The organism is Pseudoalteromonas haloplanktis ATCC 14393, assembly GCF_000238355.1.
GTDB lineage: Bacteria > Pseudomonadota > Gammaproteobacteria > Enterobacterales > Alteromonadaceae > Pseudoalteromonas > Pseudoalteromonas haloplanktis.
The window spans coordinates 99,362-118,746 of record NZ_AHCA01000012.1 but is presented as its reverse complement, the minus strand read 5'-3'; the positions used below and the strand labels follow the sequence as shown (position 1 = coordinate 118,746).

The 19,385-nt window shown below is 41.8% G+C and carries 15 protein-coding genes; 7 read left to right on the top strand and 8 right to left on the bottom strand.

The annotated features are described in order from the left end of the window. Positions 1-140: 140 nt before the first annotated feature. Positions 141-1,061 carry a DUF808 domain-containing protein gene (locus PHAL_RS0118955; protein WP_016710013.1) on the bottom strand — a complete coding sequence of 307 codons (921 nt, stop codon included), beginning with the start codon at positions 1,059-1,061 and terminating at the stop codon, positions 141-143. A 120-nt stretch (positions 1,062-1,181) separates the two neighbouring features. Here PHAL_RS0118955 and PHAL_RS0118950 point away from each other — a divergent pair, with 120 nt between their 5' ends. Further along, on the top strand, positions 1,182-1,466 hold the full coding sequence (locus PHAL_RS0118950; protein ID WP_016710012.1) for an MliC family protein: 285 nt from the start codon (positions 1,182-1,184) through the stop codon (positions 1,464-1,466). Positions 1,467-1,542: 76 nt separating this feature from the next. Then, entirely contained in the window at positions 1,543-3,564 is a 2,022-nt protein-coding gene (locus PHAL_RS0118945; protein ID WP_016710011.1) for a methyl-accepting chemotaxis protein, read from the top strand. Here PHAL_RS0118945 and PHAL_RS0118940 read toward each other — a convergent pair. Continuing rightward, positions 3,561-6,200, bottom strand: coding sequence for an EAL domain-containing protein (locus PHAL_RS0118940; protein ID WP_016710010.1), 2,640 nt, complete (start codon positions 6,198-6,200; stop codon positions 3,561-3,563). The two genes, PHAL_RS0118945 and PHAL_RS0118940, sit on opposite strands and share 4 nt — an antisense overlap. Positions 6,201-6,366: 166 nt before the next feature. On the opposite strand from PHAL_RS0118940, the gene ubiD reads away from it, so the two are divergent. From ubiD to PHAL_RS0118915, 5 genes are all read left to right on the top strand, one after another. Beyond that, positions 6,367-7,833 (top strand): 4-hydroxy-3-polyprenylbenzoate decarboxylase, encoded by a 1,467-nt coding sequence (ubiD, locus tag PHAL_RS0118935; RefSeq protein ID WP_016710009.1) that lies wholly within the window; start codon positions 6,367-6,369, stop codon positions 7,831-7,833. Between the two features lie 86 nt (positions 7,834-7,919). Then, positions 7,920-8,633: an NAD(P)H-flavin reductase gene (gene fre, locus PHAL_RS0118930; protein ID WP_016710008.1), complete on the top strand. Its 714-nt coding sequence runs from the start codon at positions 7,920-7,922 to the stop codon at positions 8,631-8,633. A 442-nt stretch (positions 8,634-9,075) separates the two neighbouring features. Further along, positions 9,076-9,396 (top strand): hypothetical protein, encoded by a 321-nt coding sequence (locus tag PHAL_RS0118925; protein ID WP_016710007.1) that lies wholly within the window; start codon positions 9,076-9,078, stop codon positions 9,394-9,396. A 20-nt stretch (positions 9,397-9,416) separates the two neighbouring features. Continuing rightward, positions 9,417-10,109 (top strand): helix-turn-helix transcriptional regulator, encoded by a 693-nt coding sequence (locus PHAL_RS0118920; protein WP_016710006.1) that lies wholly within the window; start codon positions 9,417-9,419, stop codon positions 10,107-10,109. 128 nt (positions 10,110-10,237) lie between these two features. Beyond that, entirely contained in the window at positions 10,238-10,642 is a 405-nt protein-coding gene (locus PHAL_RS0118915; protein WP_016710005.1) for a CBS domain-containing protein, read from the top strand. A gap of 34 nt (positions 10,643-10,676) precedes the next feature. On the opposite strand, the gene add is transcribed toward PHAL_RS0118915, so the two are convergent. From add to PHAL_RS0118885, 6 genes are all read right to left on the bottom strand, one after another. Then, positions 10,677-11,678: an adenosine deaminase gene (gene add, locus PHAL_RS0118910; protein WP_029216243.1), complete on the bottom strand. Its 1,002-nt coding sequence runs from the start codon at positions 11,676-11,678 to the stop codon at positions 10,677-10,679. A gap of 133 nt (positions 11,679-11,811) precedes the next feature. Next, positions 11,812-14,508 carry a CHASE domain-containing protein gene (locus PHAL_RS0118905; RefSeq protein WP_016710003.1) on the bottom strand — a complete coding sequence of 899 codons (2,697 nt, stop codon included), beginning with the start codon at positions 14,506-14,508 and terminating at the stop codon, positions 11,812-11,814. A 38-nt stretch (positions 14,509-14,546) separates the two neighbouring features. After that, positions 14,547-15,656: a heme biosynthesis HemY N-terminal domain-containing protein gene (locus tag PHAL_RS0118900; protein WP_016710002.1), complete on the bottom strand. Its 1,110-nt coding sequence runs from the start codon at positions 15,654-15,656 to the stop codon at positions 14,547-14,549. Next, a complete protein-coding gene (locus tag PHAL_RS0118895) occupies positions 15,653-17,509 on the bottom strand; it encodes a uroporphyrinogen-III C-methyltransferase (RefSeq protein WP_016710001.1) in 1,857 nt (618 codons plus the stop codon). The genes PHAL_RS0118900 and PHAL_RS0118895 overlap by 4 nt, the downstream gene beginning before the upstream one ends. Beyond that, a complete protein-coding gene (gene hemC, locus PHAL_RS0118890) occupies positions 17,510-18,460 on the bottom strand; it encodes a hydroxymethylbilane synthase (RefSeq protein WP_016710000.1) in 951 nt (316 codons plus the stop codon). A gap of 51 nt (positions 18,461-18,511) precedes the next feature. Then, positions 18,512-19,381, bottom strand: a complete 870-nt coding sequence (locus PHAL_RS0118885; protein ID WP_016709999.1) for a DUF2914 domain-containing protein — start codon at positions 19,379-19,381, stop codon at positions 18,512-18,514. Positions 19,382-19,385 lie beyond the last annotated feature (4 nt).

The window sequence follows — 19,385 nt, the reverse complement described above, 5'->3', positions numbered from 1 at the left end:
CATGTAGTTGTTCTACATGAAAAATTTATAACGCAGTTAGCGCTTTATTTAGCCCGCTAGAATGGTTAAATATTTAAGTCGATTGGTATAAGATTAAATGACTTTCATAGCATTCCCTTGCTAAGCCATTGCCGGCAAATTTACTTTGCCGGCTTTTTTGTTTTCATACTCACAACAGCATGATGTATCAACACCACCACCGCCCCTGCTAATACGCCTAATAAACCATCAAACAGTAAAGGGGCAATAACTCCCCCTGTCGCTCCTAAATAGTTTGCTCCAAACTCAGCCACCGTTATTTGCCAATGATGCAACACACTAATGCCATGTACTAAAATACCACCGCCGACGAGAAACATAGCGACCGTTCCAGCAAAAGCTAAAAATGCCATTAGCCGCGGCGCAGCAGCTAATAAACCTTTGCCTAACAACTCTTTAAATCGGTTACCGGTTTGCTGTGCTTGAGTGAGCAAGTACAAACCCGCGTCATCAAGTTTAACAATTCCAGCCACTAAACCATAGACACCTATCGTCATGATCACTGCAATCACGCTCAGCACTAACGCTTGATTAAGCAAACTGGCACCGGCCACAGTGCCAAGTGTGATGACAATTATTTCTGCCGATAAAATAAAATCGGTTCTAATTGCCCCTTTAATTTTTTGCTTTTCGTATTCCACTAAATCTACATTTTCACTATCACTAACATCGTCGTTGCTCGAGTGAGGTATGAACTTTTCAACGAGCTTTTCAGCACCTTCAAAGCATAGAAATAACCCACCCATCATTAATAATGGCGTTATTAGCCAAGGCAGCCACACACTTATCAACAAAGCGGCAGGAACAAGAATCGCTTTATTCAGAAAGGATCCTTTAGCCACGGCCCACACTACTGGTAACTCGCGTTCGGCACTCACACCGGTAACTTGCTGGGCATTTAATGCCAAATCGTCACCCAACACACCGGCGGTTTTTTTTGTCGCAACTTTGCTCATTGTGGCAATATCATCTAATAGCGTCGTGATATCATCCAACAAAGTTAATAGATTCGTACCTGCCATTAAATTTCCTTGTACTTAAATATTTATAATAATCAACATAGCCTAAACAGCCATTTTCACCAACGGTTAATTTTCGTTTGCTATGCTAGTAGTCAAACCCACTTACCAAGGTAACAATTTATGTATAAAAGCGTATTAATTGCACTCGGTGTTTTGAGCTTGAGCGCATGTACCGAACAACAAAACAGTCAGTCTTTCTCCTGCGATAGCCAACTTACAGCGGTTATCACCAGTGAAAGTGAAGAAACAGCTTCATTAGCCTATAATCAGGTTACTTACCAGTTAACGCAGCAAACCAGCGCTTCAGGTGTAAAGTATAGCAATGATGATGTGCTGTTTTGGACCAAAGGTAACGAAGCTATGTTGATCATTGATGGCAACAAATACCACTGTAACTTAGAGTAAAGCATTCGCGCGCCACGCTTATAATTTATAAAAACACTGCTACACTCATAAGTAATTAAGTATTTACGGGTTAGCTATGCGCGCTATTGCTATCAAAACAAAACTCATTTTTTCCTTTGCCACCATTGGTTTTTTAATGCTGGCCAGCAGTGGTTTTTTTTACTGGTCGCTCGGAAAAATTGACCATGCCACTTCAGACATAGAAACGTTAGCAGTCCCCGTACAACAACAAAGTAACGCGCTACGTTTATCTTTATTATCAATAACTAAATATAATGCCGTTGCGTATAGCCAAACAAGTGAAGAAGCTTTACACCAGCAACTGCAAAGTACCCGCGAAAACCAAGCTCTATTTGCCTCCAAATTAAAAGAGTTAAACACACAACTTAGTGACCAACCGCAAATGCAGCAGTTGCTGTCAAAAGTAGCACAGCAATACCAGCTATTTAGTACGACCAGCACAACCATGTTTAGTGCCAAACAGCAAGGGTTAACCGCCGAAACACAGGTGGCTGCATTAGCCAATGATTACGCTAACAACCTCGCAGATTTAAGTAATGGGCTACTTGATTTAGAGTTAATCGAAGTAACAGCTGAACAGCAGACTTTATTAGCCGCGATTGTTGGTACCGCGACCCGCATTGATGATTTGCTTTTCACCTTGGGGAACAATGTTAAGGGGATCAATCATATAAACAGCCTACAAACACTTGATGAGCATCAACAAGACACTCGCTTCTTGCTCGATAATATCCAATCTAATTTTACTTACCTGCAGCAACAAGCAAGTGAACTAAAAAATATCACCAACTTTACCAGCCTAAAAGAGTTACTAAACTTAATAAATCAACAACTAATAACGCTATATCAACAACAAAGTACACTTTTAAGCAGTAAAGTAGCGGCTGAGCAAGCCTTTTCAGCCTTTCAGCAGCAATTCCAACTTACTGAACAACTTATTATTGAGCTCAACCAATTAGCTGATAAACGCTTTAACAGCTTACAAAGCGATGCTCAATCAGTGATCAGCACGGGATCAAAACTCGCTATTATCATCTCTTTAGTACTCATCTCGTTCGCAGCCTTGATCTGTTTTTTAACGACACGAGCCATGCTAAAACCATTAAATGCAGTTAATAAAGCGCTATCACGCATCGCCTCAGGAGATTTATCAAAACGTACAAAACCACTGAACGATGATGAATTTGGCATACTTTTAAATAATATCAACCAATTAAGTGATGATTTGAGTGAACTACTCAGTGCAATAAGTGACAACGCCCATACTTTGGATCAATCAGCAATGCAAACTAGTGAGCAAGGCCAACAAATGACTGAGGCTGCACAACAGCAACTAGATCACATTGCTCAGGCCAGTGCAGTGGCTCATAACATGCTTAGCAATTCACAAGCTGTTTGCGAACAAGCAGATAACACTTCCGGTGAAGTTACAAACGCCTCGCAATTTGCTAACGATGTAAACCACATAGCTGATCGTAACAGTCAACGAATTGTTGCTTTACTCTCTCGTCTTGATCAAGCAGTACAAAGCACGAATGAACTCACTCAACACACACAATTAATTGGCGCGATAGTAGATACAATTAGCAGTATTGCTGAACAAACCAATTTACTCGCACTCAATGCTGCAATTGAAGCTGCCCGCGCAGGTGAAAATGGCCGAGGCTTTGCAGTTGTCGCAGATGAAGTGCGCTCTTTAGCTGCACGCACACAAAGCTCTACAAGTGAAATTCACGCTATGATCCAAACATTGCAACAGCAAGCTAACACCGCAGGCCATGAAATTAATGATGCTCAGCAACAAGCCACAGAGTGTGTAGAAAATAGCAGTGAGCTCAATCTAGCTGTAGATAAAATAAAAAGTACCTTAGTGACTATTAATCAGATGAGTATACAAATTGCGGGGTCATCACATCATCAACTAGATAACAGCAATGATATAAAACAGCTCATGACTCAAGTAACCTTGCAGGCACAAAGCAATGCTGAACATGCAAGTACATTAGCAACTCAAAGTGAAGATGTGAAACAGCTCGCTCATTCTCTTACCAGCGCAGTAGAAAGGTTTAAATTCTAATGCTGGTTAAGATGTTGACCATCTATAAACTCTCTAATGTACTTGTCAAATGATGCCGCGGGTAATGGTTTACTGTATAAGAAACCTTGAATGTAATCACAATTCAAAGCTGTAAGAAAAGACCGTTGCGCGGCGGTTTCAACGCCCTCAGCAACCACTTCTAAATGTAAATTACTTGCCATTGAAATTATTGCGCTCACCATTGCGCAGTCTTCAAGATCATCAGGTAAATCTTTAATAAATTCCCGATCTATTTTTAATTTACTCAGTGGAAAGCGTTTTAAATAACTCAACGACGAGTAACCAGTGCCAAAGTCATCAATTGCTAATCCAACACCTATCGCTCGTAAGGCTTGCAACTGCTGTAACGTGTTCACACTGTTGTCAGCGAGTAACGTTTCGGTAATTTCAAGCGTTAAGCACTTAGGTGATAACTGTGTTTCTCGCAGTACAGTTTTGACTAGCGCTTCAATATCCTGGCGTATGAACTGAACACTCGACATATTGACAGTGACAAAAAATTGCTCACCAAAACAATTACACCATGTAGACGCTTCCCGACACGCTTCTCTTAACACCCACTCGCCAATGGGAATTATTAGCCCCAGTTCTTCACACACAGGAATAAATTGCGCAGGAGACACAGCACCTAATTCTGCACTATGCCAACGTAATAACGCTTCACACCCAACCGTTTTTTTATCATGGCTAACAATTGGCTGAAAATAAACTGTAAATTCATTATTACTCAGCGCTTTATGCAGAGCATTCTCAAGTTTGCTGCGGGCTGTTGCTTGTTCATGCAAACCACTGGTAAAGAATTCAAAACAATTACGCCCTTGCTCCTTAGCTTTGTACATAGCACTGTCAGCATTACGCAGTAATATTTTACGTTCAACAGCATCATCAGGGAAAATAGTGATCCCCATACTACCCGACAAAAACACATCTTGCTCACCAATTTTAAATGAGGAATTGAGTGCCTGCAGTGCCTTTTGGGCTAATCGTTCAATATCAGCTAAGGTGTTGATCCCTGGAAGCAGTAACGCAAACTCATCACCGCCTAAACGCGCAACAACATCAGAGCTGCGCATACATGCTTTTAGCCTTTTAGCGGCCTCAAGTAATAATAAATCACCGCTATTATGCCCTAGCGTATCATTCACGCTTTTAAATCGATCTAAATCTATAAAACAAATAGCCAAGCGTTTATTGTCAGCACTGGCACGGATCATTTCTTGATCAAGCTTATTGTTGTAATGGTATCTATTCGCTAACCCTGTCAGGTTATCAAAATTAGTTTGCAACCACATCTCTTGCTCATTTTCTTTACGTAAAGAAATATCGTTGAATAAAGCAACATACTGCTCAATCTCTTTATCATCATCAAAAACCACCGAAATATTGAGCCAACTAGGATAAATACTGCCATCTTTACGACGATTCCAAACTTCACCTTCCCAATGTCCTTCTTCATTCAAACGTTGATATAGCGCTTGGAAAAACGCAGGTTTATGGCGCCCAGAATTTAATATTGCCGGTGTTTTACCTATCACATCCTGTTCTTGATAACCTGTAATATGCGTAAAGGCTTGATTAACTGCTTGAATTTCATTGTTACGATTAGATACCAAAATACCCTCATTGGTTGCTGAGAATACGGTACTTGCTAAGCGCTGTTGTTGTCGGGTTTGCAGCTTTTGGCTGATATCGCGAATTAAATGTATTTCACCTATCTTAATGTTAGCTTTATCATTTACAGCTGTTACTCGTGCCTCTCCCCAAAAATCCTCTTCTAAACCATGAAACTGGCATTCGTTATCAACACCAATTATACCTTTTGGGCACTGTGTAAATGAGTAAATATTTTTCCCTTGCAGTGACTCTCCTGCTGCTAACTTTTGTATAGCCATCGTATTAGCGGTAATCACAACATGCTCGGTATCGGTGAAAACCACTAGATCATCAATACTGTTAAAAATAGCTTTTAGCATTGCGCTGTCTTTTTGTGCCGACTTTTTAGCACGGCGTAACCTAGCAGCTAATAAAGTTAAAATAGCTAACAAGATCATCAATAAAGAAATTGAAATGAGCGCTAATATTAATTGGTCCGCGCTTTTTTCTTCGATTTCTTTAGTTTGGCTCGCAACCAATTCCTCAAGGTTTTCTTGGTAATGCCAAAGCGCAGCTTCGAGGCTACGCTGCGAAGAAATATCATGCACAACTGAAAATAAGAAATCTTTATTTTCAACTCTAAATGGGGCTGAATAAACACTTACAGTACGTGTTTCACCATTAGCTAAACGGTGTTGAAAGACAAAATAATTCTGCCCTTTATTGAGCGCGGCTTGACGCTCTTGCGCAACTTGTTGTTCAGTAAATATATTAATTTGCTGAATCCGCATTGTTTGCAATTGTGCAACACTGTAACCATAAAATAATGCCGCAGCCTGATTGGCATATTTAATCTCACCTGTTTGCGGCTCAACCACGAGCATGACTGCACTGTGCTCATTTAAAAGCGACACATTGATCACAGAATCAAAAGACGACTTTGCAATTGCATGTCCCGCACCAGTAATTACAAAATAAGCAACTATGACCTTGATAAATAACTTTATGATAAGCCCGCCCATTTATTGAAAACTCATTTCATACATCTGCTCTACACTATAGCTTACTCCACTAATAATGTAATGAAAATGCTCATTAAACACTCACTTAATAAGCCGCTTTAATTCGCTTAACGTATTAATTTAAGTATAATACCAGCAGTCTTTTTCAGCTTTAAAGCGGCCCATAATGAAATACAAAGATCTGCGCGATTTTATCGAGTTACTCGAAAAAAAAGGTGAGTTAAAACGTATTCAACAAGAAGTTGATCCTTATTTAGAAATGACAGAAATTGCCGATCGTACCTTACGTGCTAAAGGCCCTGCTTTATTGTTTGAAAACCCTAAAGGCTATGACATCCCAGTATTAGCTAACTTATTTGGTACGCCAGAGCGCGTCGCTATGGGGATGGGTAAAGAAGATGTCAGTGAATTACGAGAAGTGGGTAAACTACTGGCATTTTTAAAAGAGCCTGAGCCACCAAAGGGCTTAAAAGAAGCATTCGGGCAAATACCTGTGTTTAAGCAAGTATTAAACATGCCAGCTAAAGAAGTAAAAAAAGCGCCGTGCCAACAAGTCATTATTGAAGGTGATGATGTTGATTTAACTAAACTTCCTATTCAGCATTGCTGGCCAGGCGATGTAGCCCCGTTGATTACATGGGGTTTAACCGTCACCAAAGGCCCCTATAAAAAGCGCCAAAATCTTGGGATTTATCGCCAACAATTACTTGGTAAAAATAAAATCATTATGCGCTGGTTATCCCATCGCGGCGGCGCACTTGATTTTCAAGAATGGTGCAAAGAAAACCCAGGCCAGCCTTATCCGGTATCGGTGGCACTAGGCGCAGATCCGGCGACTATTTTAGGCGCCGTCACCCCTGTACCTGATACCTTAAGCGAATATGCCTTTGCGGGCTTACTACGCGGTAGCAAAACTGAAGTAGTAAAATCCATATCCAATGATTTACAAGTGCCTGCTAGCGCTGAAATTGTCCTTGAAGGCTATATTATGCCGGGCGAAATGGCTCCTGAAGGCCCTTATGGTGATCACACCGGATACTATAACGAAGTCGATGACTTTCCAGTGATGACAGTTACACACATGACACATCGCAAAGATCCTATTTATCACAGTACCTTTACTGGCCGCCCGCCAGATGAACCCGCGATTTTAGGTGTTGCGTTAAACGAAGTCTTTGTACCTGTACTACAAAAGCAATACCCTGAAATTGTCGATTTTTACTTACCCCCTGAAGGCTGCTCTTACCGTATGGCCGTTGTGACAATGAAAAAGCAATACCCAGGCCATGCAAAGCGGGTAATGATGGGGGTATGGTCGTTCTTACGCCAGTTTATGTACACTAAATTTGTGATTGTTTGCGATGATGACGTCAACGCGCGAGACTGGAATGATGTCATTTGGGCAATCACCACGCGTATGGACCCTGCTCGTGATACCACGTTAATTGAAAACACGCCAATTGATTACCTTGATTTTGCCTCACCCGTATCAGGTTTAGGTTCTAAAATGGGGATGGATGCCACCAATAAATGGCCTGGTGAAACAACTCGAGAATGGGGCGAGCCTATCGTGATGGATCAAGCGACTAAAGATCGTGTAGATGAAATTTGGCAAAGCCTAGATATTCTCTAACAGCGCTGGAAGAGGCTATAAACTCACCCTGCGGATATGCTAGTATTGCTCAAATAAAGTGCGTATCCGCTAATTTAAGGTAAAACATGCAAACATTACACGCTGAAGTTGTAGCTATCAGCCCATTAACAGAATTTGTTCACAAGGTCATTTTAAAACCTGCACAAAGCGTTACTTTTGAAGCAGGCCAATATTTACAAGTTGTACTCGGTGAAAAAGACAAACGTGCCTTTTCAATTGCGAGCCGCCCTTCACAATGTGATCAGCTAGAGCTGCACATTGGTGCATCTGCGGCTGATTCATACGCAATGCAAACCCTTGAACACCTTCGTGCGGCACATGCTGATAAAAGCTTAGTGACCATCGAAGCTGGCCTTGGTATTTCACAATTACGTATACAATGCGAACGCCCAATTATTTTACTTGCTGGCGGCACAGGGTTCTCATACGTGAAATCGATGGCCGACCATTTAAGTGAAATTGGCTGTGACCGCCCAGTGTTATTTTATTGGGGCGTCCGTGAAGAGTCAGCTCTTTATGCACATAGCGAAATGCAAGCATGGGCTGATAGCCGTGAAAACTTTACTTTTATTCCAGTGGTTGAAAATCCCACGGACAGTTGGACAGGGCACACCGGTTATGTACATAAGGCCGTAATGCAAGATATCGTTTCACTTGCACCATACGATATCTACATGGCCGGTCGTTTTGATATGATTGGCATTGTTCGTGATGACTTTTTGGCGCATGGCGCAATCCGCGAAAACATGTATGCCGATGCTTTTGCATTTATAAAGTAGCGTATTAAAGCGCCGGTGGCGCTTTTTTTATATGGGCTAATCCTCACTAAATATACAAATCCCATCCATTAAAGTTATACTGAGTTCACTTAATAAATAGAATCAGTGCCGTTTTATGGCTTCGGCAATCGAACAGCGTATCGTAACTTTTTTACTTAAACATATTAAAGGCATAAAACTGATCTATTTATTTGGCTCTCATAATTAGGGGACTGCCAACAAAAATAGCGATATTGACCTCGTTGACTTAAACTCGGCATCAACCGTATTGCAAATGCAAGTGATATCATCATTGCGGTGATTAATAACCATCTTTCGGACTTTGAGACATACAGCAAAGAAATTGCGCAAAAAACATTAATGTAGAACAACGATTACATTACTGACACTCTCTGACAAAACCTTATGATTTACTGAACGCTCTTAAACAAGGAGCATAATTATGACCACTAACGTAATCGAAGTTGTTAATTTCACACTCAACACTGACGCCGATTTAGCACAATTTCATATTGCTAATAACGCATTTCAAAATTTCATTGACCAACAACCGGGCGTATTTTATCGCTCTCTTGCTAAGCAACCTGATACCCCGCTTTACATCGATGTCATATACTTTGCTACACCAACAGATGCAAAGCGTATAAGTGATGCGTTTTCTGAAAATGCCATTTGCCAACAATTTGCTGCGCTAATAGCAAAACAAAGTGTACAGTTAACTCATTATGAAGTACTGAGCCAAACAGCTTGCCAGCAAAGTTAAACTAAATAAAGGATCCATTCGTGCACAAATCAGAGCGGCTATTTCAACTAGTAAATATACTAAAAAGTCGCCGCTTTGCGATCACTGCAAGTGATCTCGCCGCTAGGTTAGATGTGTCTGAGCGCACTATTTACCGTGATATTCAACACCTCCAAAGCTCAGGAGTTCCTGTTGCAGGTGAGGCGGGTGTTGGCTATCTAATTACTGAATACGACCTTCCTCCCATGATGTTTACGCTAGAGGAGTTACAAGCACTACTGCTGGGTAGTAACATGGTGAGTGCATGGACCGACCCACAATTAGCTGCAAATGCCCAAGCTGCAATAACTAAAATAAATGCCGTATTACCTGAAAAACTAAAACAACAAGTCGACGAGTTGCCTTATATCGTCCCCTCTTTTAGCCATGATAAAAGCCAGCAACAAACCACCTTGCTACTCCGCCAAGCGATTGCTAATAAAACCTGTATAGAATTTCACTATATTGATGTTAACCAGCAGTCCACTCACCGTATTGCAGAGCCTTTAGGGCTTGTGTACTGGGGAGCAAAATGGACGCTGATTGCTTATTGCCAATTACGTACTGACTATCGTGAATTTCGTTTAGATCGTATCCAAGCTATAACGCCTGTTTGCAAAGTATTTGTTACCCACCCACAAAAAAATTTAGCTCATTACATTGAGTTAGTAAAAGCTAAATATCAAACAAGTTAGTATGAGTAGAATGCAATTAAATTGAGTAATGATTGTTTCTACCTATCAATATAATCAACATAAACAATTTCCCAAAAAGCGGATCCTTAACCATACTTTGTACAAGTCATTAATTGGGAGAGACCCAAATGTTAAATACAAAAGTAAAAGATTTCATGCAACGTAAGTTGCCACACATCACACCAGAGACTGAAATGACCACCGCCATTGCGGAACTGCAAAAATTTAAATTACTCGGTGCACCGGTGTTTGATGACAATAAATGTTTAGTAGGATTTATCTCTGAGCAAGAACTACTTAGGCCATTAATGCAAAGTAGTTATTTTTGTGACGGCGTGGTTAAGGTTGCGCAACTAATGCAGACAGAGGTTGTCACCGTCAACGCCGACACCAACATCATAGAGCTTGCGGAGCAAATGAAAACAGGGAAGCCAAAAAACTACCCTGTTGTTGAAGGCACTAAAGTAATTGGGATGATTGGTCGTAGTGATATTCTCAAAGCAATGTTTGATAACTATCTGAGCTGCCAATAAAAATATTAGGCGTATAAAAAACGCCTACCCCTTATTAGCGTGCGGCAGCAGCGTGTATTAGTTGCTGTTTTTCTGTATCACTTAAATAAGCTATTGCCAGCGCATTTGCTTGAGCTTTTTCTATATCGGCTTGAGTTAACCCCGCAGCGGGTGCTGCAATCGCGTATTCATGCTCAATTTCGATGCCTTCAACTGCGGGATCATCGGTATTAATACAAGCCAAAATACCATGATCTAAAAAGCGCTTCAGAGGATGTACGTCTAAGCTTGCTACCGTGCTCGTTTGTACATTACTGGTTAAGCACGACTCAATACCGATACGCTGATCTCGCAGGTAATCCATCAACTTGGCATCTTCAATCGCTTTTACACCATGACCAATACGCTCAGCACCAAGCTGATTAATCGCTTGCCAAATACTGGCAGCGCCTAATGCTTCTCCAGCATGAATTGTTGCAGCCAAGTAGGCATCGCGTACCTGTTTAAAATGATCAACAAACAGCTCGCCCGGAAAACCAATTTCATCACCCGCTAAATCAACCGCGACTAAGTCATTTTTAAACGCTAGCAAGGCATCAAGCTCTTGTTGGCAAATTTTAGTTCCGTAAGTGCGCGACATAATACCAATTAAATTCGCTTTCACGCTGTTGTTTTGAGTGGCACTTTTAATACCATCAACAACGGCTTCAACCACACCTTGTGGATGCAAACCACAGCTCTGCGCCATGTAATACGGGCTAAAACGTAGCTCAACATAATCTAAGCCTTGCGCTTGAGCATCTTCGATATTTTCTATGGCGATACGCCGACATGCATCATAGTCACCAAGTACTGCAACACCCCAATCAAGCTTTTGTAAGAAAGCCATTAGGTTCGGTTCAGGATCAATAACTTGTACATGTGGAATAAGTGCTTCAACATTGTCAGCTGGCAGTTTGATATTGAACTGGCGACCTAAATCAAGAATTGTTTGTGCACGGACATTACCATCTAAATGGCGATGTATATCTAGCAAGGGGAGTTTTTTATTGATCATAATGAGCACTCAGTTCAGTTAATTTGCGCGAATGATACGCACTTAAATCGGTAATTCAAGTTTAGATGATTTTATTCATATTATTGAGGTCATTTGTCAGCCCATTACAATAAAAGGTTAAATCACAGTGACTTTATTGCTGTGAAACATCTTTATGCAAATAGTGCCACACTGTTTTAAAGAGTTTCTCAGCATCGATTGGTTTTGTTAAGTAGCCATCCATACCGACCGCGAGTGCTTTTTTAACATCGTCGTCATGAGCATTGGCAGACAAAGCAATAATCGGCAGCTCATGCATAAATAACTCATAGCGGATCACTTTAGTGGCTTGCAAACCATCCATATTCGGCATTTGAATATCCATCAGTACTAAATCATAACGTGCTGCAGACACTTTTTCGATGGCTTCAAATCCATCATTGGCAACATCTGCAACACAGCCTTTGGTTTTTAAAATAGCGGTAGCAACATGTTGATTCAGCGGGTTATCTTCAACTAATAAAATTTTAAAATTAGCAAGCGATAAAGTGCTGGTATCAATATCATTAAACTGCGGCTCTAATTGCTCTGCCCTAGCCAGCGGTGAGATGCGTGGCAGGGTGAAGGTAAACGTTGAACCCACTCCTTCCTTACTGACGAGGCTAATTGCTCCCCCCATTAACTCAACTAACTTTTTACAAATGCTTAATCCTAATCCAGTACCACCAAACTGCCGAGAGGTAGAACTATCCGCTTGGGCAAAAGGTTGGAATAGTTGTTGTTGAGCTGTTTCGTTAATACCAATACCCGTGTCACTGACGCTAAAGTATACGCTGTCTTGCTGTTGCCACACCTTTAACGTGATAGCGCCAGTAGCAGTAAATTTAATCGCATTATTTAATAAGTTAAGCAACACTTGTTTTAAGCGAATTGGGTCACTATCAAGCTGAAAATCTAAATTATTTTCTAAATCGACAATAAGTTGCAGTGACTTCATATCAACTTCAAACTGCACTAAGTTAACGAGCTCATCAATCAGCTTATTCAGCGCAATGGGCTCTTGCATTAAGTCGAGTTTACCTGCTTCCATTTTAGAAAAATCGAGTACGTCATTTAATACTCGCAACAAGACGCTAAGCGCACCATCTGCTTGCTCAATATAACCTCGTGCTTGCTGCCAATCTTGCTGCTGTAATGCCAGATAGTGCAGCCCCTTAATACCATTTATTGGGGTGCGGACTTCGTGACTCATATTAGCCAAAAACTGACTTTTGGTCTGACTTGCTTTATCGGCTTTTTGTTTTTCTTGACGCAAAATTCGTGTTTGTTGAGCAACCTGCTCACGGATCTGAATATTAGTCCCCGTTACCGAGATCAAAAATGTAATCAACAACCACACAAATAACATCCCTAATATTTGCGCAAGCCAATACAATAACCACGACATTTGTGCCTTTGGCTCAAAGAGCTGTACTTGCCAAACTCGCTTGCCTATCGTTAGTTGGTATTCACTCAACAGCTCTATATCAGTGCGCGAAGTGCGATAAATTAATTGTCGTGCATCAGCCTCAGTTACATCATAGAAATGACTGCTAATTTGACTATGATGGTTAAATTGTAATGCCTCAGCCAAACGTGCCAAGCTAACAACAGCTACCACAAATCCCCTAAAATCACCTTGGGTTTGTAAATCGCCAAACACCGGAAAGAAAAACAACACTCCACTATCATCGTTCTTTGTTTGTATTAGCTTAACGGGTTCACTAATGACTAATTCATTCAATTCCTTGGACATCATTAATGCGCTACGGCGCTGACTATTTGACGCTAAATCAAAACCTATCACCTCTTCATTCCCCGCTATAGGGTTTACGTACAGTATAGGGTAATAGCCTTCACGTTTGGTAACACCCTGCCAATACTGCTGTGGCTTTTCTTTTATATAATAGTTATGCATGCCTTGCTGGCGCACTTTGTCTTGATGGTGCTCAACATCCGCTAACAAGATATTTGGCACCCAATCAAACGCGAGTACTTCAGGGCTATAATTCAGTTGTTTTGAAGTAAAACGCTCAAACTCACCGTAACTAACCTCATCACTACTGGCAAAAAAGGTCGACAGTAGTGTTAAATGGCTGGTTATTTCATCTAATTTATGGCTTATCTCCAATTTTATTTCGGCAATTTTCGCTTCTTGCTTTTGAATCTCTTTATCTCTTTTCACACTTGCCGCGGCATAAAAACTGATACTGATCACAATATAGATCAATAACGAAGGCAAAATGACTTGTAAACGGTGACGCATTTGCGCGTAATTGAAAGCAGCTAATATAAGTGGCGTAAAAATCAAGACACCAATACTGTCGCCGATCCACCATGCTATAAAATTATCAAATGCATCATGCATGGGAATAACATGATTAAAGACTAATAAGCTTGTGCCGATCGATGCTGAAATTACACAGCAAATAGGTCCTGCAACGATCAAACTTTGTATACTGTGCTTTAAAGAGGAGAGATCAAGGGGGGCTTTTATGATTTTGACTATCAGATAACAACCAACCCAAGCCTGCAACACCGCCCCTAACGAGACAATTAAAGCTTGTAGAAAAACCTGCCAATGGAGAATATCAACAACTTGATCAAGATGGAGCAAGTTAGTCAATAAAGCGCCGAGTAAAATGCCGAAGGTGGCGCGTTTTCCACACAATAAAAAACTAGCAAGCGCGATCCCTGATGGTGGCCACGAGGCCACTGCATAGCCATCTATTGCCAGCAGTGAATTGCTAAAGAAGCCAGTTAAAAAATAAGCAAAAGCAATGCTAAACGTCAGAGTAAATATATTTTTCAATGCTCTGGCGCTCCTATGCCGGTATGGATCCGCGGTCTCTACGAATAAAGATCGAGTGCTTTTTGTGGCTGCGCACTTTTACTATAACTAAGCTGTGCTTGAGCGAAATATGCCTTGCTATTCTCTCGGGTTAAGGCCTTATCAAATACCCGCGCGGCGAGGTCATACTCCCCATGCGCATTCGCAAGACAAGCAAGCGCAAGTAGCAAGTCTTGATTATCAGGGTCTTTCTTTAACGTATCTTGCAAACTTGCTTGTAATTTTAGCGCGTCTCCCGGTGCGGAGACTTTCAAAACCTGTGCAAGCTCGGCATGTTGCTCTGGTTTTTTCAGCATTTTTATCAGGCTTAACTCTATTTCATTTAAGCATCCGGCACTGGCCATTGCCGCTAAATAACAGTTCTGCGCTTTTGCTTTTACCGGCTTGGGTAACTGCTGGTATTTATCGGTTAATTGCGACTGTGGCTGCGCCATAAAATAGCTGGTTAATAACACTGTCCATTGGCTCTGTGTTAATGCTTTTTTAGCTAATAAACGCGGCATAAATTGCTCAAGTGCCGTCCATTTTTGCTGCTGCACAAGTACCTCTGCATAGAGTTTCAGTTCCAAGGCAGTGGCTTTCTTAGCCTCAGCCAACACCTTTAGCTCTCCCGCTACGGTGCTGCAATCACCACTGGCAAGCCAAAGTTTCGCGGCCTTCAATTGATTTGCTGGTGATATTTGATCAAGTAAACCAATTGCTTTACTCGGGTCATTATGCTGTAAAGCCGCTTTGGCTAGTAACGCATAACGCACATCTTGCCAATTATCAGCCACGCTGTTGTTAGCCAGTGCAAGTTCAAGCTGCTCGCTATCGCCATTAATTAAGCTCCATACACCTTGCTCAATCGCAGCTTGCTTACGCTCTTCACTACGGGCAAAAAAACGATGACGAGTGTTGCTATACATAGACCAAATATAACGGATCAACTTATAAGTTAAATACAGCCCGAGCGCGATAACCAAAATGGTCGCACAAAAAGCGACAATAGACCCTTCAATAGTTGTTTGATTAAACGAAATTAATACATAACCCACTTCACCTATTAGCATCGGCGATAAAGCAAGCAGTAGCGCAACGGCTAAAATAACCAATATTAAGCGGATCATTGTGCCCACTCCTTGACCTGCTCAGTACTTTTCAAAGTGATAGCTGGACTAAAGTTTAACTGCTCTTTGCTCAACTCCTGCAACGTTTTAAGCGTACTTTTAGTGAGAGCGTCATCATGTTTAAAGTAATCTTTTACTAATACTTCGGCTTGACTCAACGCGGTAAAATAAACACTGGCTTGTTTAGTCAACAGTGCATCTTGCGCTTGCGATAAATATAAGCTTAAGCGCTGTTGGATAAGATGGCGCTCTTGCTCGGTTAATAAAGGTTCAATAGCAATATCTTCACGTTGGCGAATTTTAATAAAGTTATCTTTAAATTGCTGCCATGAATTCGCTAAGTTTTGCTGCCAATCACTGATATTCTCACTTAACGCATGTTGATCTTCTTGTTCCACTTCTTGTGGTAATGCCACCGCGTTAAAAACAAGCTTATCAACTTGCCCAAGCACGCCGTGCAGCGTTAAATAAATGGCTTCTACTGCCACCGGTTCAACAGTACTTAGCGCTTGCAAGTCTTGATGTATTGCCTGGCGAATAGCGCCTGTGCCGGGGTGTTCAGCAAGTAGCGCATCTAAGCGAGATAATACAGCCGTTGCACCTTGATAATCTTTTTCAGCCCACAATTTAAACTCAGCCATACGTTGCAAGCTGGTAACTTCTTGGGGGTTGAGGCTATAAGCTTGTTGCTCTGCACGCTGTAACGCACTTTCTAGTTGCTGCTGTGTTTGTGTTTTGCTTGCAGCTAAAGCTGCCGTCACTTTTTGCTCACTGTTAAACAAGGCTTGCTGCAAGGTTTGCTGGGCGACTTTTACGGCTTGTAGCTCTTTACCAAGCAGTTGGTTGTCAGCAGATAGTTGATTGATCACTTGATTAGCTTGCTGCTGCGTATTTAATTTTTGATAAAACTGATACCCCACCCCAGCAGCCACTATTAACGAGATCAGCAGTGCTAAGCTGCCAGTTTTACTTACTTTTTGTTTGTTAGTTGGGGGCGTTTCTTGTTTCATAGCAAAGTCTTTTTTTGTTGCCGAAGGAGAGTCTGTAACCTTAGTATTCACTTTGGTTGTACTGCTTTGTGCTGCTTTAGTGTCAGCTATTGGCTTTGTATCTTCACTCATAAGGGTACCTTCGCTGATACAAGTAAACATAGCGCTATCACTTGCACCTGCGGCAATGTGTATATTTGCCGAGTCAATTTGCTGCGCCGCAAGGTGTTCGCTAATGCGAGCACTGGCAACATAAAACTGACAGTGTCTTAACCATTCTAGTTGTTGCACGCTCAGCTGGCGAAAAATCGCGTCAACGGCCGCATTACTTGTAATGACTATACCTTTAACATCAATGCTTTGCCAGTGGTCTAGCCAGTCAGCTGAATTTCCCTCAGTAGGGCTACGTTGATAAACAACTAAATTATTTAAAAATGCTCCACGCTGTTTGAGCGTTTTTGCAATAGTAGGTCGGCCATCTTTGCCTTTCACTAAAACAATATTTTGCCCATCAATCTGCTGTAATGACTTCAGCGCTAATAATCCTTCAGAATCATGCTGCTTAGGCACCGCGGCGCGCACGCCAAATGCCTGCCAAATGGCTTCAGCAGTTTGTTCGCCTACAGCATAAAACTGTGCTTTGGTATTAATATCGGGTTTTAGAGCCAGCAGTGCATTGACGGCATCTTGAGAGATAAAAATAACTTTATCTGCATTCAGTAGAGGCGTTAGCTGGGTGTTGTTTGGTGTGAAATAATCGATCTTCAAAACTGGAAACAAGGTCGCCTGATAACCCTTCTGCGACAGTTGCTGCGCAAGGTCGGCGCCTTTTCCATGTGGGCGAGTTATCAGGATCTGTGCCATTTATGCGTCTCTATATACGTCTGCTAAAATTTTATCTGCACCTAATGCAAGTAATTGCTCGGCCAGTTGTATACCTAGTTGTTCTGCATCGCTGGCATTACCACTGATCTCAGCACGCAAAATTTCGCTGCCATCAATCGCGCCCACTAAGCCACGTAAATGCACTTGCTCGCCATCAACTAATGCATACGCACCAATTGGCACTTGGCAACCGCCTTCTAAACGGCGATTCATGGCACGCTCTGCATTTACACGAATACGCGTTTCATTGTGCTCTAGCGGTGCAAGTAATGCTTTAGTTACTTCATCATCAATACGACACTCAATACCTACCGCACCTTGACCATTAGCTGGTAGCGATTGCTCCGGCTCAATAAAGGCTTTAATGCGATCATGCATTTCTAAGCGAATTAAACCTGCAGCCGCTAAAATAATCGCATCATATTGGCCATCATCAAGCTTGGCTAAACGCGTGTTCACGTTACCACGTAAATCACGAATTTCTAAATCAGGGCGCAATGCACGTATTTGGCACTGACGACGTAGACTGGATGTACCAACAATAGCACCTTGCGGTAACTGTGCAATATTATCAAAGCTATTCGATACAAACGCATCCCGCGGATCTTCGCGCTCACAAATAGTATGCAGCGCTAACCCTTGTGGAAAATCCACCGGTACATCTTTCATTGAATGCACAGCGATATCAGCACGGCCATCTAACATAGCTTGCTCAAGCTCTTTAACAAATAAGCCTTTACCGCCAATTTTTGCAAGCGGAGTATCGAGAATGATATCCCCTTGGGTCGACATAGGCACTAACTCAACCGTAAGATCAGCATGAAAATGCTCAAGTTGTGCTTTTACAAATTCCGCCTGCCACAGTGCTAAGGCACTTTTACGAGTCGCAATACGGATTAGTTGAGATTTTTTTGTCGCTTTTCCAATCATAAATAGAGTCCAATTAATTTTCTTTGCTGAGTCTCAAAGTACGCTAAACGCTTACTCAGCCAAAATGCGAAATTCTTTTTGTGCCAACAAATGGCCATGTTCATCAACAACATCAACGCGCCAATTACCAACTTGTTCAGGTAAAATCGTTTTGTTAGAGAAAGTACGATAACGAGGCGAAGTAACATCGAGCTCAATGCTGGCTAGCACTTCATCTTCGTAGCGCCAAACATGCTTAACTTTTTGCCCTTGCAGGTTTTTGAGTTCACTAAAAAATGCCATCGTCTCTGTAAATTCATTAAAACGCACATCTGCTTTAAATACGTTAACCGGCTCACGGTCTACGACTTCACGCGTCAATACAGCTCGACTTACTTTGTCGGTATCAATTCGCGCACCAAGCGCAACGCTGGCCACATGTGCCGAAGGTGCAAAGCTATCAGTTTGTTGAACGGTTACCTCTTGTCCAACCAATTCCTCATTCGTATCAGGAATAACAGTGGTGCTAGCAGGTAACTCCTCGCGGACTTCTTGTTCCTGAACAGTAATTTGCGCTTCAGGCTCACTGGCTGATGCTTCAAGGTCATCAATATCGGAGTTTTCAATAACGGCTGCAATAACTGGTATTGCTGAGGCTGAATCAAGTTCAGTATCACTTTCCTCAATACGTGGGTCAACTAGCTGCGGGTCATCAGTTACACTGTCAGTTACCACCTCCGCCACTGAGCTATCAATAGGCTGTTGATCATTTTGCTCGGCGTTTACCGAGCCCAATAGGCTATATGCAACAATAACTAACGCAAATACCACCAATAACATAACAGCCACAATGCGCTGCCAATGCCATTGATAGGTGACTTCTGGGGCAGTAGGTGCTGCTGCACGACTCATATTTGCGGTGATCACTATTTTTTGTTTCATTTTA

What these genes read in the sequence shown, in the direction of transcription:
- ubiD (WP_016710009.1), top strand. Translation starts at nt 6,367, where the DNA reads ATGAAATACAAAGATCTGCGCGATTTTATCGAGTTACTCGAAAAAAAA.
- hemC (WP_016710000.1), bottom strand. Translation starts at nt 18,460, where the DNA reads ATGATTGGAAAAGCGACAAAAAAATCTCAACTAATCCGTATTGCGACT.
- PHAL_RS0118915 (WP_016710005.1), top strand. Translation starts at nt 10,238, where the DNA reads ATGTTAAATACAAAAGTAAAAGATTTCATGCAACGTAAGTTGCCACAC.
- PHAL_RS0118895 (WP_016710001.1), bottom strand. Translation starts at nt 17,509, where the DNA reads ATGGCACAGATCCTGATAACTCGCCCACATGGAAAAGGCGCCGACCTT.
- PHAL_RS0118925 (WP_016710007.1), top strand. Translation starts at nt 9,076, where the DNA reads ATGACCACTAACGTAATCGAAGTTGTTAATTTCACACTCAACACTGAC.
- fre (WP_016710008.1), top strand. Translation starts at nt 7,920, where the DNA reads ATGCAAACATTACACGCTGAAGTTGTAGCTATCAGCCCATTAACAGAA.
- PHAL_RS0118885 (WP_016709999.1), bottom strand. Translation starts at nt 19,381, where the DNA reads ATGAAACAAAAAATAGTGATCACCGCAAATATGAGTCGTGCAGCAGCA.
- PHAL_RS0118955 (WP_016710013.1), bottom strand. Translation starts at nt 1,061, where the DNA reads ATGGCAGGTACGAATCTATTAACTTTGTTGGATGATATCACGACGCTA.
- PHAL_RS0118940 (WP_016710010.1), bottom strand. Translation starts at nt 6,200, where the DNA reads ATGGGCGGGCTTATCATAAAGTTATTTATCAAGGTCATAGTTGCTTAT.
- PHAL_RS0118900 (WP_016710002.1), bottom strand. Translation starts at nt 15,656, where the DNA reads ATGATCCGCTTAATATTGGTTATTTTAGCCGTTGCGCTACTGCTTGCT.
- PHAL_RS0118950 (WP_016710012.1), top strand. Translation starts at nt 1,182, where the DNA reads ATGTATAAAAGCGTATTAATTGCACTCGGTGTTTTGAGCTTGAGCGCA.
- add (WP_029216243.1), bottom strand. Translation starts at nt 11,678, where the DNA reads ATGATCAATAAAAAACTCCCCTTGCTAGATATACATCGCCATTTAGAT.
- PHAL_RS0118945 (WP_016710011.1), top strand. Translation starts at nt 1,543, where the DNA reads ATGCGCGCTATTGCTATCAAAACAAAACTCATTTTTTCCTTTGCCACC.